The organism is Brevibacillus gelatini (assembly GCF_003710935.1).
GTDB lineage: Bacteria > Bacillota > Bacilli > Brevibacillales > Brevibacillaceae > Brevibacillus > Brevibacillus gelatini.
Genome location: NZ_RHHS01000008.1, coordinates 59,680 through 74,027, shown reverse-complemented (window position 1 = coordinate 74,027; position 14,348 = coordinate 59,680). Strand labels below are relative to the sequence as shown.

The window sequence follows — 14,348 nt, the reverse complement described above, 5'->3', positions numbered from 1 at the left end:
AGAAGGAGTGTTTTGACATGAGCCAAAATCCAAGCAACGAAACTCGTCGCAAACTGCTTGAGGAAGCGAAGACGATTGCCGTGGTAGGGCTGTCCAACAAGCCGGAGCGCACCAGCTACATGGTCGCACAGGCCATGCAAAATGCCGGCTACCGCATCATCCCGGTCAATCCTGTCATCGCCGGAGAAACCGTTCTGGGCGAAAAAGCAGTCGCCAGCCTGCAAGAGCTGGATCAGCAGGTAGACATCGTGAACGTGTTCCGCAAAAGCGAGGACATTATGCCTGTCGCCCAGGATGCCCTGAAAATGAAGCACAAGCCAAAGGTGTTCTGGATGCAGCAAGGAATCGCCAACGAAGAGGCGGCGAACCTTGTTCACGCGGAAGGCATCGAGGTCGTGCAAGATTTGTGCATCAAGGTAGACCACGCGCTCTTGCGTGTGGGGAAATAACTGTTCGTGGTGGAGTTGCGGAAAAGACCCTCGCTTTTGGCGGGGGTTTTTTGTGGCGACACTTGCAAAACAGCGACTGGTCACTTGGAGCCGTGTACAATGGGGGGGAAACTCCCGTCGAAAAAAGAAAGAGGCGGTATCCCGCCCCTGCAAAACGCCATCAATCCCATGCGAACCTTTGTTCCTTCCAGGGATCGCCGTACATATGGTAGCCATTTTTCTCCCAAAAACCTTGTCTGTCCTTCTCCATAAACTCGACGCCGCGCACCCACTTCGCGCTTTTCCAGAAGTAGAGATGCGGGAGGACGAAGCGCAGCGGCCAGCCGTGTTCAGGCGTCAGGTCCTCGCCGTTGTGTTTGGTGGCGAACAGATTGCCGGCTTTCGCAAAGTCGGCCAGCGGCATGTTCACCGTCCAGCCGTGCTCGGCGTGCAGCATGACGTACTTCGCTTCCGGCTTGACTTTCACCAGCTTCAGCACTTCTTCCACCGGGATGCCTTCCCATTTGTTGTCCAGCTTGCTCCAGCCCGTCACGCAGTGGATGTCGTTCGTGACTTCGCATTTGGGCAAAGCCATCATTTGCTCATAGGTGAGCGTGACCTCTTCCTCGACGAGTCCGAACAGGCGGAAGCTCCACTCGGTAGCGAGGTCCGTATATTCGGGAACCTCACCATAGTGCAGCACCGGAAAGCCTGTCGTCTCCTTTTGATTTGGGGGAATGCGGTCGCGCTTCGTATCTGTCGGTTGGTTGGTAAACATAGCTCCACTCCTCGCTGTTCAAATCCGCTTGTCCTTCTGTTCTTAATCATATCCAGCAAAAGCAATCGGGTGCAAGAAAAACAACGGCGAAAGTGCAGTTTCACCAAAGGAACTGCGAGCTTATTTGCTGTCACGCTTGCCTGTTCTTTTTTCGAGATAACCCCAAAGATAGTAGGTTGCCCAGAAAAGAAGCATGACGAGCGCGAGTGCGAGTAGCTGGTTATTTGCCAGTTGTTCACGGTTGAAATAAAAAAATTCCCCGCTGTTCTTCAGAAGCAGGGGGGAAACTGAGGATGAACCGGTCTATTTATACAAAATATCCTCCCGCAGCGCTTCTACTTTGCTTAATGCATCGGCAATATCACTTTGACTTACACCAAAGTGGGTAAGCGCGGCACGGAGGTGGTTCACGATGGCATCAAAATGAACAGGCTGCAAATTCATCCCTTCGTGAGCCTTAGCCATTGACTGGCCGGTGTACTGATTGGGGCCGCCAAGCGCATAGCTGATGAATTTGGTTTGATGTTTCCGCTGTTTCTCCATATCCGTATTCTTGAAAAAATGGTTGACGGTATCATCTGCTAAAACAAGTCCATAAAAGTAGTCGACGACCTTGGAGATGGTTTCTTCTCCACCATACTTTTCGTAAAACGATCCCATAATAAGCCTCCTTAGCAGTTCAATATCACCTTCACTATTCCACAAAAGATGGGATCTTATGTCTTGCACGGGCAACTTTTCGCGAATGTTTTGCAAAAGAGAGCTGGCAAAGTTCTGGGACTGCTGCCCTTGAACCAGGGCAGCAGTCTACTGTCAGTCTAGTTGTCTGGTGACGCGTCATCTGCACCAAAGAAGCGTTTCAGGATGGTACGGCTCTGGTCAGATACGTGTTCAAAGACAAACGCGATCTGACCTTCACGAGGCTGCAAATAGTAGTGGGTGATGCCAAGCTGTGTAAGCCCGTGACTGAGCCGCAGTGCATCGTTGAGACTTACGAGAAAGTACAGATGCTGGGTCATAGAGATCACCTCCTTCCGCACCTAACCGTAGCAGAAGGAGGGAGCAAAAGAGTTGGGGAAGAAAAGAAGAAGTATCAAAGAGAGTGTGTGTGAAAAGTATTAGTAGCATAAGTGAAGAATGCTAAAATGAAAAAAACGCCGTGGGAGACTCGTTAGCGTCTAGGCAGGCCGCAGCGCTAACGCTATAACTCATGGCGTTTTTGTAGTTCTATACGGAAAAGACGTTCAAGAGTATGAAAAGATTGAGACACGGATTTTGCTACCTTTGAGCCGTAAGATACAAATTTTTCATTAGGTTAAAGTCGCACACCGGGAAGAATCCATTTGAGTTTCAAAGTAAGATTCACAAAATGTATAAATATGTGTTTATATTAAATAATTGACATTTATATAAAAATATGATAAAGATATTTTGATGGAAAAAAATAACAAATAATATGTTGGGTGGTGAAATTTTATTCATTTCAAAAGAAAAATTAGTTTTTTGGCAAACTCACTATCTGAAGGGTTAGAAGATAAAGCTTCGATGCAATTTAAAAACTCTTCTAATTCTTGGGGATTTTCGTCAATTGTTGCATTTTGAGAGTTTTGAAAGTAATTTTCCAGCATGTATCCGTAACTGAGTATGTTTTTGCTTTCTTCAGATGTTCCGGCAGTAAATGAGGTGCTATCTACAAGAATCTGAACTTTACTTGCATAAGAAAGCGCCAATTTAAATCTGGTATCCCAGTCAGTGTTTTGCCTTAGTGATACAGCGATGGAGCTTAAGCTTCTTTGAAAATCTGCATCAATACGCTCTTGGTAAAGTTCTAAATTACTCTTGGTTTTTACCAGGCCCCATACAGTTACTAAATTAGTGACTATTAACACTGTAATTAATACAGAGACAAAATACTTTTTATTAGTTCTCAATGTAACCTCACCTTTCATTTTTTTACTAATTATACAATAGGGAGTTCAAAAAATGTTAAAGATATCAAAATTTTCCTTGTCGGTAGCGCTTATTTCCATATTGTCAATGAATCCTACAATGGTTTTAGCAAACTCTGGCGACAATTTAAGTCCAGCAGAAATTAAGAAACTGAAGGAGGTTTTTAAATTTTCTGACCAGCATATAGAGGATTTAATAGAAGATGGATTAGTTCAAGAATATTTGTCCATGGAAAAACCAGTGGTCAGCAAGAAGGAAGAATACTATGAACTAACAAGTCAGGCAAATGGGGAAGTAGAAGTTGAGCAACTTACAAAAAGCGAGTTTGATATAAGAGTAGCCGAAAACCAAGATGCTAATGAGCAGAAAGAAGGGGATGGGGAAACAGGCTTAATTTCAACTCTGGGATACGATGTTGAAGATCGTCATGATTATATAACTTTAGAGACATGGTTCATATACGATGAAGATAACTGGGATGCACAAGCTTCTGCTCGTTTTGAGTTTGCAGATAATAGTTCAACATATGGTTTTACAAAAGCAGATCTTTATGATGATATTCTTGCCATTGGTGTTAGCCAAAATGCTCGATTAATACCTGGTAGTGAAGATTTTTCTCTAAAATATCGTTTATATGGATTCAATGGTGAATATGATAAGTATGGAAACCCTATTTTTGAATGGTACTCTGATAGTAAGAGTGCCAGGAAAGCAGATTTGCGGGACGAAGGTGGCTACGCATTTAACGTGAAATACCCTAGTTTAAATAATAATAGAAGACAGTATATAAAAAATATTAGAGGATACATGAAAGTTGATGTAGAACCAGAGGGCTCTTCTTGGGGCGGAAAAAGATATGATGTATGGAGTCATTATCTGCATACACAGTATAAAATTCATTGGTCTGGCTCTGTGTCTATTCCTCTAGGTGGAAGTATTGCATTTGAATACGAGGATGATGTACAAAAAATTACAGGCCATACTTCAGAGCGTATACGTGATTGAGAGCATTACACATCAAAAATAACTGGACATTTAGTGTGAAGTTTTAAATTAATTGCCTAGCACTAAAACTAAAGAAGACTAGTCGACGATGAGCGATTATGTCTTTTTTAGTTTTAGTAGTGAAAATCACACATCTATGTGCTTCGATAATTTATCGAGCCAGTGTTTCGGCTAACAGACGGCAACTGAAAAATTTTAAGGCACTTACAAAAAGGCTACACTCGAAGAGAGAATGACTTCATCGATTCAGAAATTTTGAGTTAATTGTTGATGAGTGGAAAGGCTACGGGGAAGGAGGGGGGAATGTGGTTTGTGCGTATGGTGCTAGGCGGCGTTGTGACCCAACTGCGCTATGTTCTGATTATCCTCCGTAAAATACGTTAGAAAGCGACAAAACGAGCCCAAAGCACTTTGCTCTACAGAGTGTTTTGGGCTCGCTTTTGTCAAAAGTCCTTGGATCTCAGCCGGGCAGGCAAAACAGCACGCTCTGCTTTTTCGTACAGGGAAAGCAAGCTGTGCACGACGGAAAGCTGTGGTACAACCAGAAAAACAATTGCGGCCGAGCCAATGCTGATGAGTGCACCTGCGATGACGTCCGCCGGATAGTGTACGCCTACCCAGATCCGGGAGAGCCCGACACAGACAGCCAGCAGCATCCAGAGAATGCCCGCTTTCCTTTTAAAAAGCCAGAAGCTCATGCAAAAGGAAAAAAACAAAATCGTATGGTCGCTGGGGAAGGAATTGTCCACCGCTTTTTGCACCAACTGATTCACATTGGCAAGTTCGGCAAACGGCTGTTGGTTGTAGTGCAGAGTGCCTGCGATTTTTCCGAGTCCTTCCGCAAGCGCAAACGTGGCCATGGCGCAAACGACCATCACGCGATTTTGATAGCTGCGTGTCATCCAGTACAGAAGCACGCAGACGGCCAAGGCGTATACGGTGTATTCGGCGATGACGTAAAACGCGGGATTGAGCGCCGGGTACTCTTTGCCCAGGTCATTAATCAATCGGAAGGCATGAACATTGATTTGCATGGCGTCCAAGAACAACGGTCCCCCTTTCCGCTTCAATGGGGGAATTGTATCCAAAGACGGCAAAAGAAGAAATCGATTTTCCTTACATAAGATTACAAGGTTGTAAGATAGGGCTGCGGTACCCAGGCTGGGAATGAAAATCAGTAGTATGATCCATAAAATATTCATTTGAATAAGCGGCAAAAGCACCTTATAATTAAATTAATTATTAGATTGTAATTTTTCTACTTTTGAAACTGGAGGTGGCTTTATGCAACATGTTGATTATCACCATCTCGATCACGTGAAGGAACAGCAAAAATCAAAGAAAACGTTGTGGATTACATTGATCCTGACTTTGTTCTTTACCATCGTGGAAATCGTCGGCGGCCTGTTGTCCAACTCGCTTGCTCTTTTGTCCGACTCGGCGCATATGATTTCGGATGTCGTTGCACTCGCTCTGAGCATGGCCGCGATTTACATGGCGACGCGCAAGCCGACGAAAAAGTATACGTTTGGCTTTTTGCGCTTTGAAATCATCGCTTCGTTTTTGAACGGTCTGGCGCTTGCTGTGATTGCGCTTGGGATCGCGTTTGAAGGGGTGAACCGGATGATTCATCCGCAAGACGTCGACTTGCAGCTGATGCTGACAATCGCTTCCATCGGGTTGATCGTGAACATCGTATTGACAATCGTGCTGTCGAGAAGCACCAAGGAAGAGGACAATTTGAATGTAAAAAGCGCCCTCTGGCACTTTATCGGCGACCTGCTCAGCTCTGTTGGCGTCATCGTGTCGGCGGTGCTCATTTCCTTCACAGGCTACTCCCTCTTTGACCCGTTGATTAGCATGGTGATCGGGGGAATCATCTTTATGGGCGGCGTCAAAATCATCCGCGAATCGCTGGCCGTCCTGATGGAATCCGTACCGGAGCAGTTTGACCTCGACCAAATCCGTGCAGACCTCGCCAGTGTGGAAGGCGTCTACGACGTGCACGAGCTGCACCTGTGGGCGGTATCGACGGACCATTACTCGCTGACGGCACACGTGTTTGTGCGCGAGAATATTCAGCCGTATTGTGTGATTCTTGGCATCAATCATCTGCTGAAAACGAAGTACAGCATCGAGCATTCGACGATCCAGATCGAACACCCGATGATTCTCGATCACGGCGAGTACGGCAAACAGTTTTTGCTGCAACAGGCGTAAGCGGCTGCTTGCGCTGTACAGCCACGGCTGCACGCCTATAACCAAAAAAGGCCGAGCGGTTCCAGACACTCAAACAGTTCTGGTAGCCTGCCCGGCCTTTTCGGCTTCCTTGCCGCTTTAAAGCGTTTGCGGTTTTACGCGTGTTCTTGCTGTCAATTCTGAATTGACTGTAAAATCCAGCTAGAAGCGGCATGCCATTTATGGATGGAGTAAGGAGGAAGACGATGATGGTGCATACAATCAAATTTTGCCCGTGTAATCTTCAAGGCAGTCTGGAGTGGGTGAGAAACGAGGTCAGGAAATTTCCCGATGTGGAGCTGATCGACGGGCGGTGCCTCAACTATTGCGGTCAATGTCTGGAAAAGCCGTTTGCGCTGTACAACGGCAAAAATATCGTGGGCAACGACGGACAGGAACTGCTTGATCGGCTGGTGGAAAAGCTCTCGGCAGCCCATTAGCAGGGCAAGCGCAAGAACGCAACGCCTAGGTGTCTGGTGCCGATTGTCCGCTGTCTACAGCTTCGCCCACACTCCTTCTTGCTTGCAGACTCTAGCGGCCTGCTCGCGTGCTCGTTTTCCTTCCGGATCATCGCACGCGGGCAGGCGCTGTCGCAAAGAGGGCAATCTTTCGGTGACTCTAGCGGACGAAAGTGTTTTTGACTCGCCTGGATAGGCGGAAATACGGAATCCAGATCATGGCGCTGATACCTGCGCGGATCAGACTGCGCCCTGTATCGGCTACGGCTCCGGTTTCGCTTCCGTTCGGGAAAAGCTTGGCGATGTAAGACCAGGCGAGCATGTCCACTATGGATACGGTTAGCATAACAAGCAGCAGTCCGATGAACATGTCCGGAGCGCTTTTCTTTTTGCGGAAAAATGCCAACAGCAGGAAAATCGAATAGAACAATAGCGCGATTTCAAACAAAATGCTGCCATAATAATAAACGGTGAGTAGCATGCTTGTTTCCATATACGGCCCCAACAGCTCAATGGTGCCTGAGTAGTTGACAAAAATGTCAGCGAGAGAGAAAAGCTGCCCAATCGGAGTAAAAATGATGCTGATAGCGGGCAGGATCAGCCATCCACCCAAGCCTGTTGGCTCCGGCTTTTGCGTTTCCAGGTTTGTGTTCATGAAATTCCTCCATTTCTTTGTGAATTGCGAACTAAATTATGGTAATTGTAGGAGGATCTTCTTGTCAATGAAAAATATAGCGGTGCAAAAGCGGAAAGCTACCTTGTAAAAAGAACACACAGCCTATCAAGAAGGAATCGGCAAAAGCCAAAGCGTATTCCTATCTAATCAAGTCCGAAGGGAGCCGTTTCCATGAAGCCAATTCGCTATGAGCGCAAAATATACACGCCAGGCCCGACGCCGATCGAGCGTCTGAGCAGACTGTCGAAGGAGTTGGGCGGGCCGACGATTTCGATCAAGCGCGACGATTTGCTCGGTTTGACCGCCGGCGGCAACAAGACGCGCAAGCTGGAATATTTGGTCGCGGATGCGATCCGGCAAGGTGCGGACACGCTGATTACGTGCGGGGCCGTCCAATCGAACCATTGCCGCCTGACATTGGCCGCGGCGGTGCGCGAAGGATTGCGCTGCCAGCTTGTTTTGTCCGCGCCCGAAACAGGCGACTACAATCCGCAGGCGAGCGGGAACCACTTGCTGTTCCATTTGCTGGGCGCTGAAAAAATCGAAGTCGTTTCTGCAGACAAAGACTTGCTGGCAGAGATGGACGTGCTCGCCGAAAGCTTGCGAAAAGCGGGGAGAAAGCCGTACCTGATTCCGGTCGGCGGCTCCAACGAGGTCGGCTCGCTCGGCTACATGGCGTGCGCGGAGGAAATCGAGCAGCAGGCGTGGGAGAGCTGCACCCCTTACGATTACGTCGTGACGGCGACAGGCAGCGGCGGGACGCAGGCAGGGCTGATTGCCGGGTTCGCCGCAAGACAGTCTGGCACAAAGGTAATTGGCGTCAACGTCAGCCGCGACCGCGCCGCCCAGGAAGCGAAGGTGCTGGAGCTTTTGCAGCGCACAGCCGCTTGGGTGGGGCTGGAAGGCCAGATTCAGCCGGAGTGGGTGCAGTGCGAGGACAGGTTTGTCGGGCCGGGCTACGCGATTCCGACAGAGGAAATGGTCGAGGCTGTGCAGCTTGTAGCCCGGACAGAAGGGATATTGCTCGACCCCGTCTACACGGGCAAAGCGATGGCTGGCCTGATCGGGCTTGTCCGCGAAGGGCGCTTTGGCCGGGACGATCACGTGCTGTTCCTGCACACAGGCGGCTCTCCTGCGCTGTACACGGTACCGGAGCTGTTTTTGCCGAAGGTTTGAATTTTCCGTATCTTATCATCGTTCTGTGACCGAAACTATCATGAATTTATCAGATCGCTGCTATATTTCCCGCCTCCCTTTTGTATTATCGTGGGGACAAAGGGGAGAGAACCATCATGGAGAAAATAAACATCGCGGAGCAGTTTTCACTGTTACAGGAGTCTTGGAGTTCAATGATCGTGGGCGAGCTGAACGATTCGGCGATCAGGCTGGAGCAGCTTTCGGGGGAGTATCCCTGGCAACAGAACGACCAGCAGGACGAGATGATTCTGGTCGTCAACGGAAGATTGCTCTTGATGTCCCATGAGCGGAATATTTGGATCGAGGCGGGAGAGCTTCTGGTCGTGCCAAAAGGGATGGCGTACAAGCTGTTCGTCCCGAACGGAGTTTGCCACCTGCTGACAATTGAGCCGAAAAAGCTGGCGGCACTCAAGCGCTGTTCATGAGGGCGCTTTCGGCGGCTGAGATAGGGGAAAAAAGAGTTGACTTTTCGGTCGTTTCGTATGTAATTAAATACGGATAGCTGCAACTCTTTTTTGAGGTGATGAACGTTGGAAGACGGCGTCTATGTCCTTATCAAAAAAGGCGATCCGGAGCTTGTGCAAAAACGCCGGTTCCTGCGCAGGGACGAGTACACGATTGGGCGGCGAGGGAGCCAGCTCGCGCCTGACATCGCTTTTTCCAGCCCATATGTATCAAGAAGACATGCCGTGATCCGCAAAATCGGCAATCAATATACGATCTCCGACCTGGAGAGCAAGCACGGAACAGAGGTGAACGGGGCGCCGATTCGCCAAACGCCGCAGCCGCTGTTTCACGGCGATCTAATCAGTCTTGCCAAAGGAGTCGTCGAGCTGGTCTTTTTTGCGGAAGGCAGCGAACTGGATGTCACCAGAGAATTTTCTTTTCCGCTGCTGCACGCAACCGTTCCCGCTGCCGCATCATCCGGCCTGGTCATCAATCTGGAGCGCCGGGAAATCCGGCTCGATGGGGCGCGAATTCCTTTGACGGGAAAAGATATGGATTTGCTCACGCTTTTGTATCAACGGGCCAATCAGGCGGTCAGCTACGAGGAAATCATGGTGGCGATCTGGCCTGAGCGAATGATTCACGCCGAAATCAGCGTCCCGGATGTCGGGCGCGCCGAAATCAATGCGCTTGTCTACCGTTTGCGCAAGCGGCTGGGCAAGTACGGACAAAAAGTAACGACGATTCCCCGATTCGGCTATATGTGGGAAGAGTAAAAAGGGAGACGAGCCAGCGGTCTTCCTTTTTTGCTGGCTGAAAATGAGAGCGGCTGTTTTGGCTAATCAGGCTGTAAAATTGTCTGACAGTTATCATCTGTTTATGAGCAAAATGTTATCGTTTCATCAGCTTTTTTCCATATATTCCTGGTTTCTGCTGGTTTATCGTGTGAACAGGAAGGGGAGGAACTGGTGAAAAAGGCATGGTTTTGTTTCTGGAGTGTCTTTCTCGTCATTTTGTCGGGATTTTTCTTCCTCATCTGGGACTATTGGCAGCAGAGGCCGAAGCAAGAGGGAGAAATGGCAAAGGCGGCTTTTACGGCCTACACGACAAAATGGAAGCAGCAGCAGTTTAGCGACATGTACGAGCAGCTCTCGCTGGATGCGAAAGCAAGGGTGAGCAAGGAAGAGTTTGTCTCGCGCTATGAAAACATCTACAGAGGGATCGAGGCTACGCATATCTCCGTAGAACCACTGTACACCGAAGACGTTGTCCCGGACGAAGACGGGAAAATCTGCTTTCACTACCGGCTCAGCATGCAGACGTTTGTCGAGCCGATTTCCTTTACAGGCAAAGCAATTTTGCTCAAAGAAATGCAAAACGACAAGCTGGATTGGTACATCAACTGGAATCCGTCCTTCCTGCTGCCTGAGCTGGAGCATGGGGACAAGCTGCGAGCGAACACGTTTCGTCCGCAGCGGGGAGAGGTATTGGACCGGGCAGGGCGGAGAGTGGTGGTCACATCGCGGCAATCCGCAAATACTCAAGGCTTGTAAGCTAAAAACGATACTTCCTGTAGTGGGAGTATCGTTTTTTCGTGGTAGGAGAGCACCTTTTTGCCAATAGACGTCTGCCAAAAAACGGAAAATCATCGCTTGTCCACTTTCCGCAAAAATTCGCGGACGGTCTGCACGTACTCGGCCGTTTCCTCCAGATAGCCCATGTGAGAGCTGTTTTCCAAAACGTGAAATTCCGCGCCCGGCACAAGCGACTGGTAGTAGCGCGTCGACTCGGGCGTCGCCTCGTCGTGGCGGCCGCAGATGAACAGGGCCGGGATGTCAAGCTGATGCAGCTTCGGCGTGTAGTCGAACGTTTTCAGGTTGCCTGTCGGACAAAACTCGGACGGGCCCCACATTGTCATGTACACGTCCTTGTTCGCTTTCCGGCGGCTTTCGGCGAGCACTTCCGGCAATGGCTCCAGGCGGCACACGTACCGGGCGTAATACTCCTTCATTGCCTCCTGATACTCCTCCGAATCGGTCGTTCCTCGTTCTTCGTGCCGGGCAATCGTCTGCTGCACCTCTTTTGGCAGTCGGGCGATCAGGCGGTCTGCGTCTTCCTTCCAGCGCTGGGCGCTGAGGCACGGACTGGAAAAAATCACGCTCGACACGCCAGCAGGCCGGGTGTCAAGCAAGTACGCCGCCGCCAGCATCGTTCCCCACGAATGGCCAAGGATGTGCGTTTGCGAAAGTCCGAGCGCTTGCCGGATGCAGGCCAGTTCTTCCACGAACCGCTCCGTTTTCCACAAGGACGCATCGGTCGGCCGGTCGGAGTTCCCCGAGCCGAGCTGGTCGTAAAAAATGACCGGACGCTCGTCGCCCAATACGTGCAGGGTTGACTTGAGCGGAGCGTGCGTATTGCCGGGGCCGCCGTGCAGCACGATCAGCGGCGTCTGTTCGCCTGTGCCGACGCGGGTGTACCACACTCGGCCGCCGGGAACCTCTATGTAGCCTTCCTGCTTGTTCATCGTTTTCAACCTCGCTTTTCGTCCATTCTGATAAAGTTATTTTTACCAATATACCATGTCTGACAGATTTGTGCGCAGCGAATGCGCTGTAGGTGCGGGCATGTTTTTATACTTTTTTTAGAATTCGTTTAGAGCGCGTTTAGACCTCGCCCTTATCATCGCTTGTAGAGAAAGTAAGCAGCTTTCAACCAAACAGGAGGGATGAGGAATGCGAAAAAAATGGCTGGCGGTCGGACTGGCAGTTGGGCTGACCGGAGTGTTGGCATGGGGAATCGGAGGGTCTGCGAATGCGGACAGTACGGGCTTTGTCCTGTACAAATCGGCCTTGAGCCAGACGAAAGAAGCCGGAAGCATGACCGCGCATGCACAGCTTGAGTTGACGGACAACGGGAGCAAGCTGTTTGCAGTCGACGGTGTGGCGAAAGTCAATCATGAGCAGCAGCTGGCCAGTGTAGACGGGACGTTTTCCAATGCGAACGGCGAGGGCAGCTTTCAGGTGTTTCGCCAGCAGGACCAGGTCGTTTTCAAAAAAGGGGACAGCGACGTTTATCGCGTCATGGAGACGATGGGCTGGGGACGCAAGGCTCAGCGAGATGCAGATGAGGAACCAAGTGCTGTGATGAGCCATATGCACAACATGCTGTTTGGCGAGATTGGAAAAGGGATGACTGTCGAAAATCTTCCGAATGGAGGCAAACAGGTCAGCTTGCAGCTTTCCGAGGAACAACTGCCGATGTTCGCCAAATTCATCGGGCCGATGGTTTATTCCAAAATCGCCGAGCACAGCCAGGAAGCAGCGGCGGCTCACGAGCATGGGCCGGCCGTGAAGCTGCCGCTTCTGCAAGAAGACGTGCAGCTTGCGCAAGTCGTGCTGAACGCGACGATCAACGAAAAGAACCAGATTGAACAGCAAACCGCCAAGGTCGAGCTGGTGGGCACCGACGCGGCGGGCATCGAGCACACCCTGCGCCTGTCTGTGGACATCCGCCTGTCCGATCTGGCTGCGACTGCGCCAGAGCAGATTGACTTGACGGGAAAACAAGTGGAGAAAATCACCCGTGAGGAGCTTAGAAACGAATGGAGAAAAGGCGGCTGGTGGCATCACGAGGCAGAGTAAGCCTTTTGAAAACAGCTGTAGTATAATGGCAGCAATCATACACGCGGGAGGGGGACGGCCATGTCGATCAAAACGAGACTTTTGCTATCCTATATCGCCATGATTGTCGTTCCCATCGTCTGCTTCGGACTGGTTGCCTCGTTTTTGGGTTCTGTGATACTGGGGGAGTCGTTTCCGCATGGCGCAGGAAAAGAGGCGGGAAAGCCAGCTTTTCGGCAGACGCAAGAACGGCGGGACGAGCTGTTCGCCGGGCTCGCTTTTCTGGCGCGCTACGCCCCGGAGCGGCTTTTGCACCAGGACGTGCTGGCCGAGACGGACGAGGAACTGCACCGACTTGGCGGCGCGATCATTGTCGCCAAAGACGGGGAGGTACAGTTCGCCTCCGCTTCGCTTGATCGGGCGGACTTGCCAAAGTATATGCAACCATCTGCGCCGGATGAACGTTCACGCCGTTGGCCGCCGTGGAGCAGCAGGGACGTCGTCGAGATGCAGTCGTTTGTCTTTGCGGACAACAGCCAGGGCACGCTCTATTTTGTTGCGGAAGACAGAACTTTTTTAACGTCAGGCCTTTATTTTTTTCTGGCGATGCTCATCAGCTTCCTCGTCATTGTCGGGCTGACGAACGGCGTGTTGACCTACTTCGTTTCGCGCAGTATCATCCGCCCGCTGTACGCGCTCAAGCAGGCAGCGCACGAAATCAAGGAAGGCAATCTGGAGCGTCCTGTCCAGCTCGGGCGAAAAGACGAGCTGGGCGAGCTGGGAGAAGCTTTCGAGGAGATGCGCGTCCGCTTGCACGATTCGATCCGATTGCAGTTGCAGTACGAGGAAAACCGCAAAGAGCTGATCTCCAGCATTTCGCACGATTTGAAAACGCCGATTACGGGAATCAAGGCGTGCGTGGAAGCGGTGTTGGACGGAATTGCCGACACAGAGGCCAAGCGCGAAAAATACATGCAGATGATTGCGGGCAAATCCGAGCAGATGGATCGTCTGATCGACGAGCTGCTGCTGTTTTCCCGGCTGGACTTGAACAAGCTGCCGTTTCATCTGGAGCCGGTCGACATCCGCGCCTATGTTGCAGACTGCGTGCAGGAGCTGCGCCTGGAGCCGCGGCTGTCCGGGGTACACATCAGCGTGGCCGGGACAGAGGGAGCGCCGCTTATGGTCATGGCGGATCGGGAAAAGCTGCACCGGGTGCTGATGAACATCGTCGACAACAGTCTGAAATACATGGAAAAGGAAGACAGGCGGCTCGCGGTACAACTGCAAGCGACTGCCGACGAAGCGATTGTGACTATTGCCGACAACGGAACGGGGATCAGCCGGGAAGCGATGCCATACATCTTCGACCGCTTTTACCGGGCGGATCGGGCCAGAAATACCGCTACGGGCGGCAGCGGGCTAGGGCTTGCCATCGTCCGGCAACTGGTGGAAGGGCACGGCGGACGGGTCTGGGCGGACAGCGAGGTCGGCCGCGGGACGAGCATTCATGTTGCCTTGCCGCTGCAAAAAGGGGACAGGGGGTGAAGC

The 14,348-nt window shown here is 50.8% G+C and carries 17 protein-coding genes; 10 read left to right on the top strand and 7 right to left on the bottom strand.

Annotation, left to right across the window (positions count from 1 at the left end):
• The first annotated feature begins 17 nt into the window (after nucleotides 1–17).
• The gene (locus tag EDM57_RS02015) at nucleotides 18–449 is read left to right on the top strand and encodes a CoA-binding protein (protein ID WP_122903110.1); all 432 of its coding nucleotides are present in this window, start codon (nucleotides 18–20) and stop codon (nucleotides 447–449) included.
• Nucleotides 450–609: 160 nt separating this feature from the next.
• Here EDM57_RS02015 and EDM57_RS02010 read toward each other — a convergent pair whose 3' ends face one another.
• The 4 genes from EDM57_RS02010 to EDM57_RS01995 all read right to left on the bottom strand — a co-directional run bounded on the left by EDM57_RS02010 (nucleotide 610) and on the right by EDM57_RS01995 (nucleotide 3,137).
• Complete coding sequence (locus tag EDM57_RS02010) at nucleotides 610–1,206, bottom strand: sulfite oxidase-like oxidoreductase (RefSeq protein ID WP_122903109.1); 597 nt, start codon at nucleotides 1,204–1,206, stop codon at nucleotides 610–612.
• 303 nt (nucleotides 1,207–1,509) lie between these two features.
• On the bottom strand, nucleotides 1,510–1,866 hold the full coding sequence (locus EDM57_RS02005; protein WP_122903108.1) for a group I truncated hemoglobin: 357 nt from the start codon (nucleotides 1,864–1,866) through the stop codon (nucleotides 1,510–1,512).
• Nucleotides 1,867–2,024: 158 nt separating this feature from the next.
• On the bottom strand, nucleotides 2,025–2,225 hold the full coding sequence (locus EDM57_RS02000; RefSeq protein ID WP_122903107.1) for a hypothetical protein: 201 nt from the start codon (nucleotides 2,223–2,225) through the stop codon (nucleotides 2,025–2,027).
• A 459-nt stretch (nucleotides 2,226–2,684) separates the two neighbouring features.
• Complete coding sequence (locus tag EDM57_RS01995; RefSeq protein WP_122903106.1) at nucleotides 2,685–3,137, bottom strand: hypothetical protein; 453 nt, start codon at nucleotides 3,135–3,137, stop codon at nucleotides 2,685–2,687.
• A 52-nt stretch (nucleotides 3,138–3,189) separates the two neighbouring features.
• On the opposite strand from EDM57_RS01995, the gene EDM57_RS01990 reads away from it, so the two are divergent.
• On the top strand, nucleotides 3,190–4,161 hold the full coding sequence (locus EDM57_RS01990; protein ID WP_122903105.1) for a hypothetical protein: 972 nt from the start codon (nucleotides 3,190–3,192) through the stop codon (nucleotides 4,159–4,161).
• A 443-nt stretch (nucleotides 4,162–4,604) separates the two neighbouring features.
• On the opposite strand, the gene EDM57_RS01985 is transcribed toward EDM57_RS01990, so the two are convergent.
• Nucleotides 4,605–5,204 carry an undecaprenyl-diphosphatase gene (locus EDM57_RS01985; RefSeq protein WP_122903104.1) on the bottom strand — a complete coding sequence of 200 codons (600 nt, stop codon included), beginning with the start codon at nucleotides 5,202–5,204 and terminating at the stop codon, nucleotides 4,605–4,607.
• Nucleotides 5,205–5,445: 241 nt separating this feature from the next.
• Here EDM57_RS01985 and EDM57_RS01980 point away from each other — a divergent pair, with 241 nt between their 5' ends.
• Nucleotides 5,446–6,381, top strand: a complete 936-nt coding sequence (locus EDM57_RS01980; RefSeq protein ID WP_122903103.1) for a cation diffusion facilitator family transporter — start codon at nucleotides 5,446–5,448, stop codon at nucleotides 6,379–6,381.
• 224 nt (nucleotides 6,382–6,605) lie between these two features.
• On the top strand, nucleotides 6,606–6,839 hold the full coding sequence (locus EDM57_RS01975) for a DUF1450 domain-containing protein (RefSeq protein ID WP_246005716.1): 234 nt from the start codon (nucleotides 6,606–6,608) through the stop codon (nucleotides 6,837–6,839).
• Between the two features lie 178 nt (nucleotides 6,840–7,017).
• On the opposite strand, the gene EDM57_RS01970 is transcribed toward EDM57_RS01975, so the two are convergent.
• Nucleotides 7,018–7,512 carry a DUF2569 domain-containing protein gene (locus EDM57_RS01970; RefSeq protein ID WP_122903102.1) on the bottom strand — a complete coding sequence of 165 codons (495 nt, stop codon included), beginning with the start codon at nucleotides 7,510–7,512 and terminating at the stop codon, nucleotides 7,018–7,020.
• 192 nt (nucleotides 7,513–7,704) lie between these two features.
• Between EDM57_RS01970 and cuyA the strand changes: the two genes are divergently transcribed.
• From cuyA to EDM57_RS01950, 4 genes are all read left to right on the top strand, one after another.
• Nucleotides 7,705–8,709: a D-cysteate sulfo-lyase gene (gene cuyA, locus EDM57_RS01965; RefSeq protein WP_122903101.1), complete on the top strand. Its 1,005-nt coding sequence runs from the start codon at nucleotides 7,705–7,707 to the stop codon at nucleotides 8,707–8,709.
• A gap of 116 nt (nucleotides 8,710–8,825) precedes the next feature.
• Nucleotides 8,826–9,155, top strand: a complete 330-nt coding sequence (locus EDM57_RS01960; RefSeq protein WP_122903100.1) for a cupin domain-containing protein — start codon at nucleotides 8,826–8,828, stop codon at nucleotides 9,153–9,155.
• A 105-nt stretch (nucleotides 9,156–9,260) separates the two neighbouring features.
• Nucleotides 9,261–9,953, top strand: coding sequence for an FHA domain-containing protein (locus EDM57_RS01955; protein WP_122903099.1), 693 nt, complete (start codon nucleotides 9,261–9,263; stop codon nucleotides 9,951–9,953).
• 192 nt (nucleotides 9,954–10,145) lie between these two features.
• Nucleotides 10,146–10,730 carry an NTF2-like N-terminal transpeptidase domain-containing protein gene (locus EDM57_RS01950; protein WP_122903098.1) on the top strand — a complete coding sequence of 195 codons (585 nt, stop codon included), beginning with the start codon at nucleotides 10,146–10,148 and terminating at the stop codon, nucleotides 10,728–10,730.
• A gap of 92 nt (nucleotides 10,731–10,822) precedes the next feature.
• Here the strand turns inward: EDM57_RS01950 and EDM57_RS01945 are convergent, their stop codons facing one another.
• Nucleotides 10,823–11,701, bottom strand: coding sequence for a proline iminopeptidase-family hydrolase (locus EDM57_RS01945; protein WP_122903097.1), 879 nt, complete (start codon nucleotides 11,699–11,701; stop codon nucleotides 10,823–10,825).
• Nucleotides 11,702–11,909: 208 nt separating this feature from the next.
• Between EDM57_RS01945 and EDM57_RS01940 the strand changes: the two genes are divergently transcribed.
• Both EDM57_RS01940 and EDM57_RS01935 read left to right on the top strand, forming a co-directional pair.
• Nucleotides 11,910–12,818 (top strand): hypothetical protein, encoded by a 909-nt coding sequence (locus EDM57_RS01940; RefSeq protein ID WP_122903096.1) that lies wholly within the window; start codon nucleotides 11,910–11,912, stop codon nucleotides 12,816–12,818.
• Between the two features lie 60 nt (nucleotides 12,819–12,878).
• Nucleotides 12,879–14,345, top strand: coding sequence for a sensor histidine kinase (locus EDM57_RS01935; RefSeq protein WP_170163349.1), 1,467 nt, complete (start codon nucleotides 12,879–12,881; stop codon nucleotides 14,343–14,345).
• The last annotated feature ends 3 nt before the right edge of the window (nucleotides 14,346–14,348 follow it).

What these genes read in the sequence shown, in the direction of transcription:
- EDM57_RS02015 (WP_122903110.1), top strand. Translation starts at nt 18, where the DNA reads ATGAGCCAAAATCCAAGCAACGAAACTCGTCGCAAACTGCTTGAGGAA.
- EDM57_RS02010 (WP_122903109.1), bottom strand. Translation starts at nt 1,206, where the DNA reads ATGTTTACCAACCAACCGACAGATACGAAGCGCGACCGCATTCCCCCA.
- EDM57_RS02005 (WP_122903108.1), bottom strand. Translation starts at nt 1,866, where the DNA reads ATGGGATCGTTTTACGAAAAGTATGGTGGAGAAGAAACCATCTCCAAG.
- EDM57_RS02000 (WP_122903107.1), bottom strand. Translation starts at nt 2,225, where the DNA reads ATGACCCAGCATCTGTACTTTCTCGTAAGTCTCAACGATGCACTGCGG.
- EDM57_RS01990 (WP_122903105.1), top strand. Translation starts at nt 3,190, where the DNA reads ATGTTAAAGATATCAAAATTTTCCTTGTCGGTAGCGCTTATTTCCATA.
- EDM57_RS01980 (WP_122903103.1), top strand. Translation starts at nt 5,446, where the DNA reads ATGCAACATGTTGATTATCACCATCTCGATCACGTGAAGGAACAGCAA.
- EDM57_RS01975 (WP_246005716.1), top strand. Translation starts at nt 6,606, where the DNA reads ATGATGGTGCATACAATCAAATTTTGCCCGTGTAATCTTCAAGGCAGT.
- EDM57_RS01970 (WP_122903102.1), bottom strand. Translation starts at nt 7,512, where the DNA reads ATGAACACAAACCTGGAAACGCAAAAGCCGGAGCCAACAGGCTTGGGT.
- cuyA (WP_122903101.1), top strand. Translation starts at nt 7,705, where the DNA reads ATGAAGCCAATTCGCTATGAGCGCAAAATATACACGCCAGGCCCGACG.
- EDM57_RS01960 (WP_122903100.1), top strand. Translation starts at nt 8,826, where the DNA reads ATGGAGAAAATAAACATCGCGGAGCAGTTTTCACTGTTACAGGAGTCT.
- EDM57_RS01945 (WP_122903097.1), bottom strand. Translation starts at nt 11,701, where the DNA reads ATGAACAAGCAGGAAGGCTACATAGAGGTTCCCGGCGGCCGAGTGTGG.
- EDM57_RS01940 (WP_122903096.1), top strand. Translation starts at nt 11,910, where the DNA reads ATGCGAAAAAAATGGCTGGCGGTCGGACTGGCAGTTGGGCTGACCGGA.
- EDM57_RS01935 (WP_170163349.1), top strand. Translation starts at nt 12,879, where the DNA reads ATGTCGATCAAAACGAGACTTTTGCTATCCTATATCGCCATGATTGTC.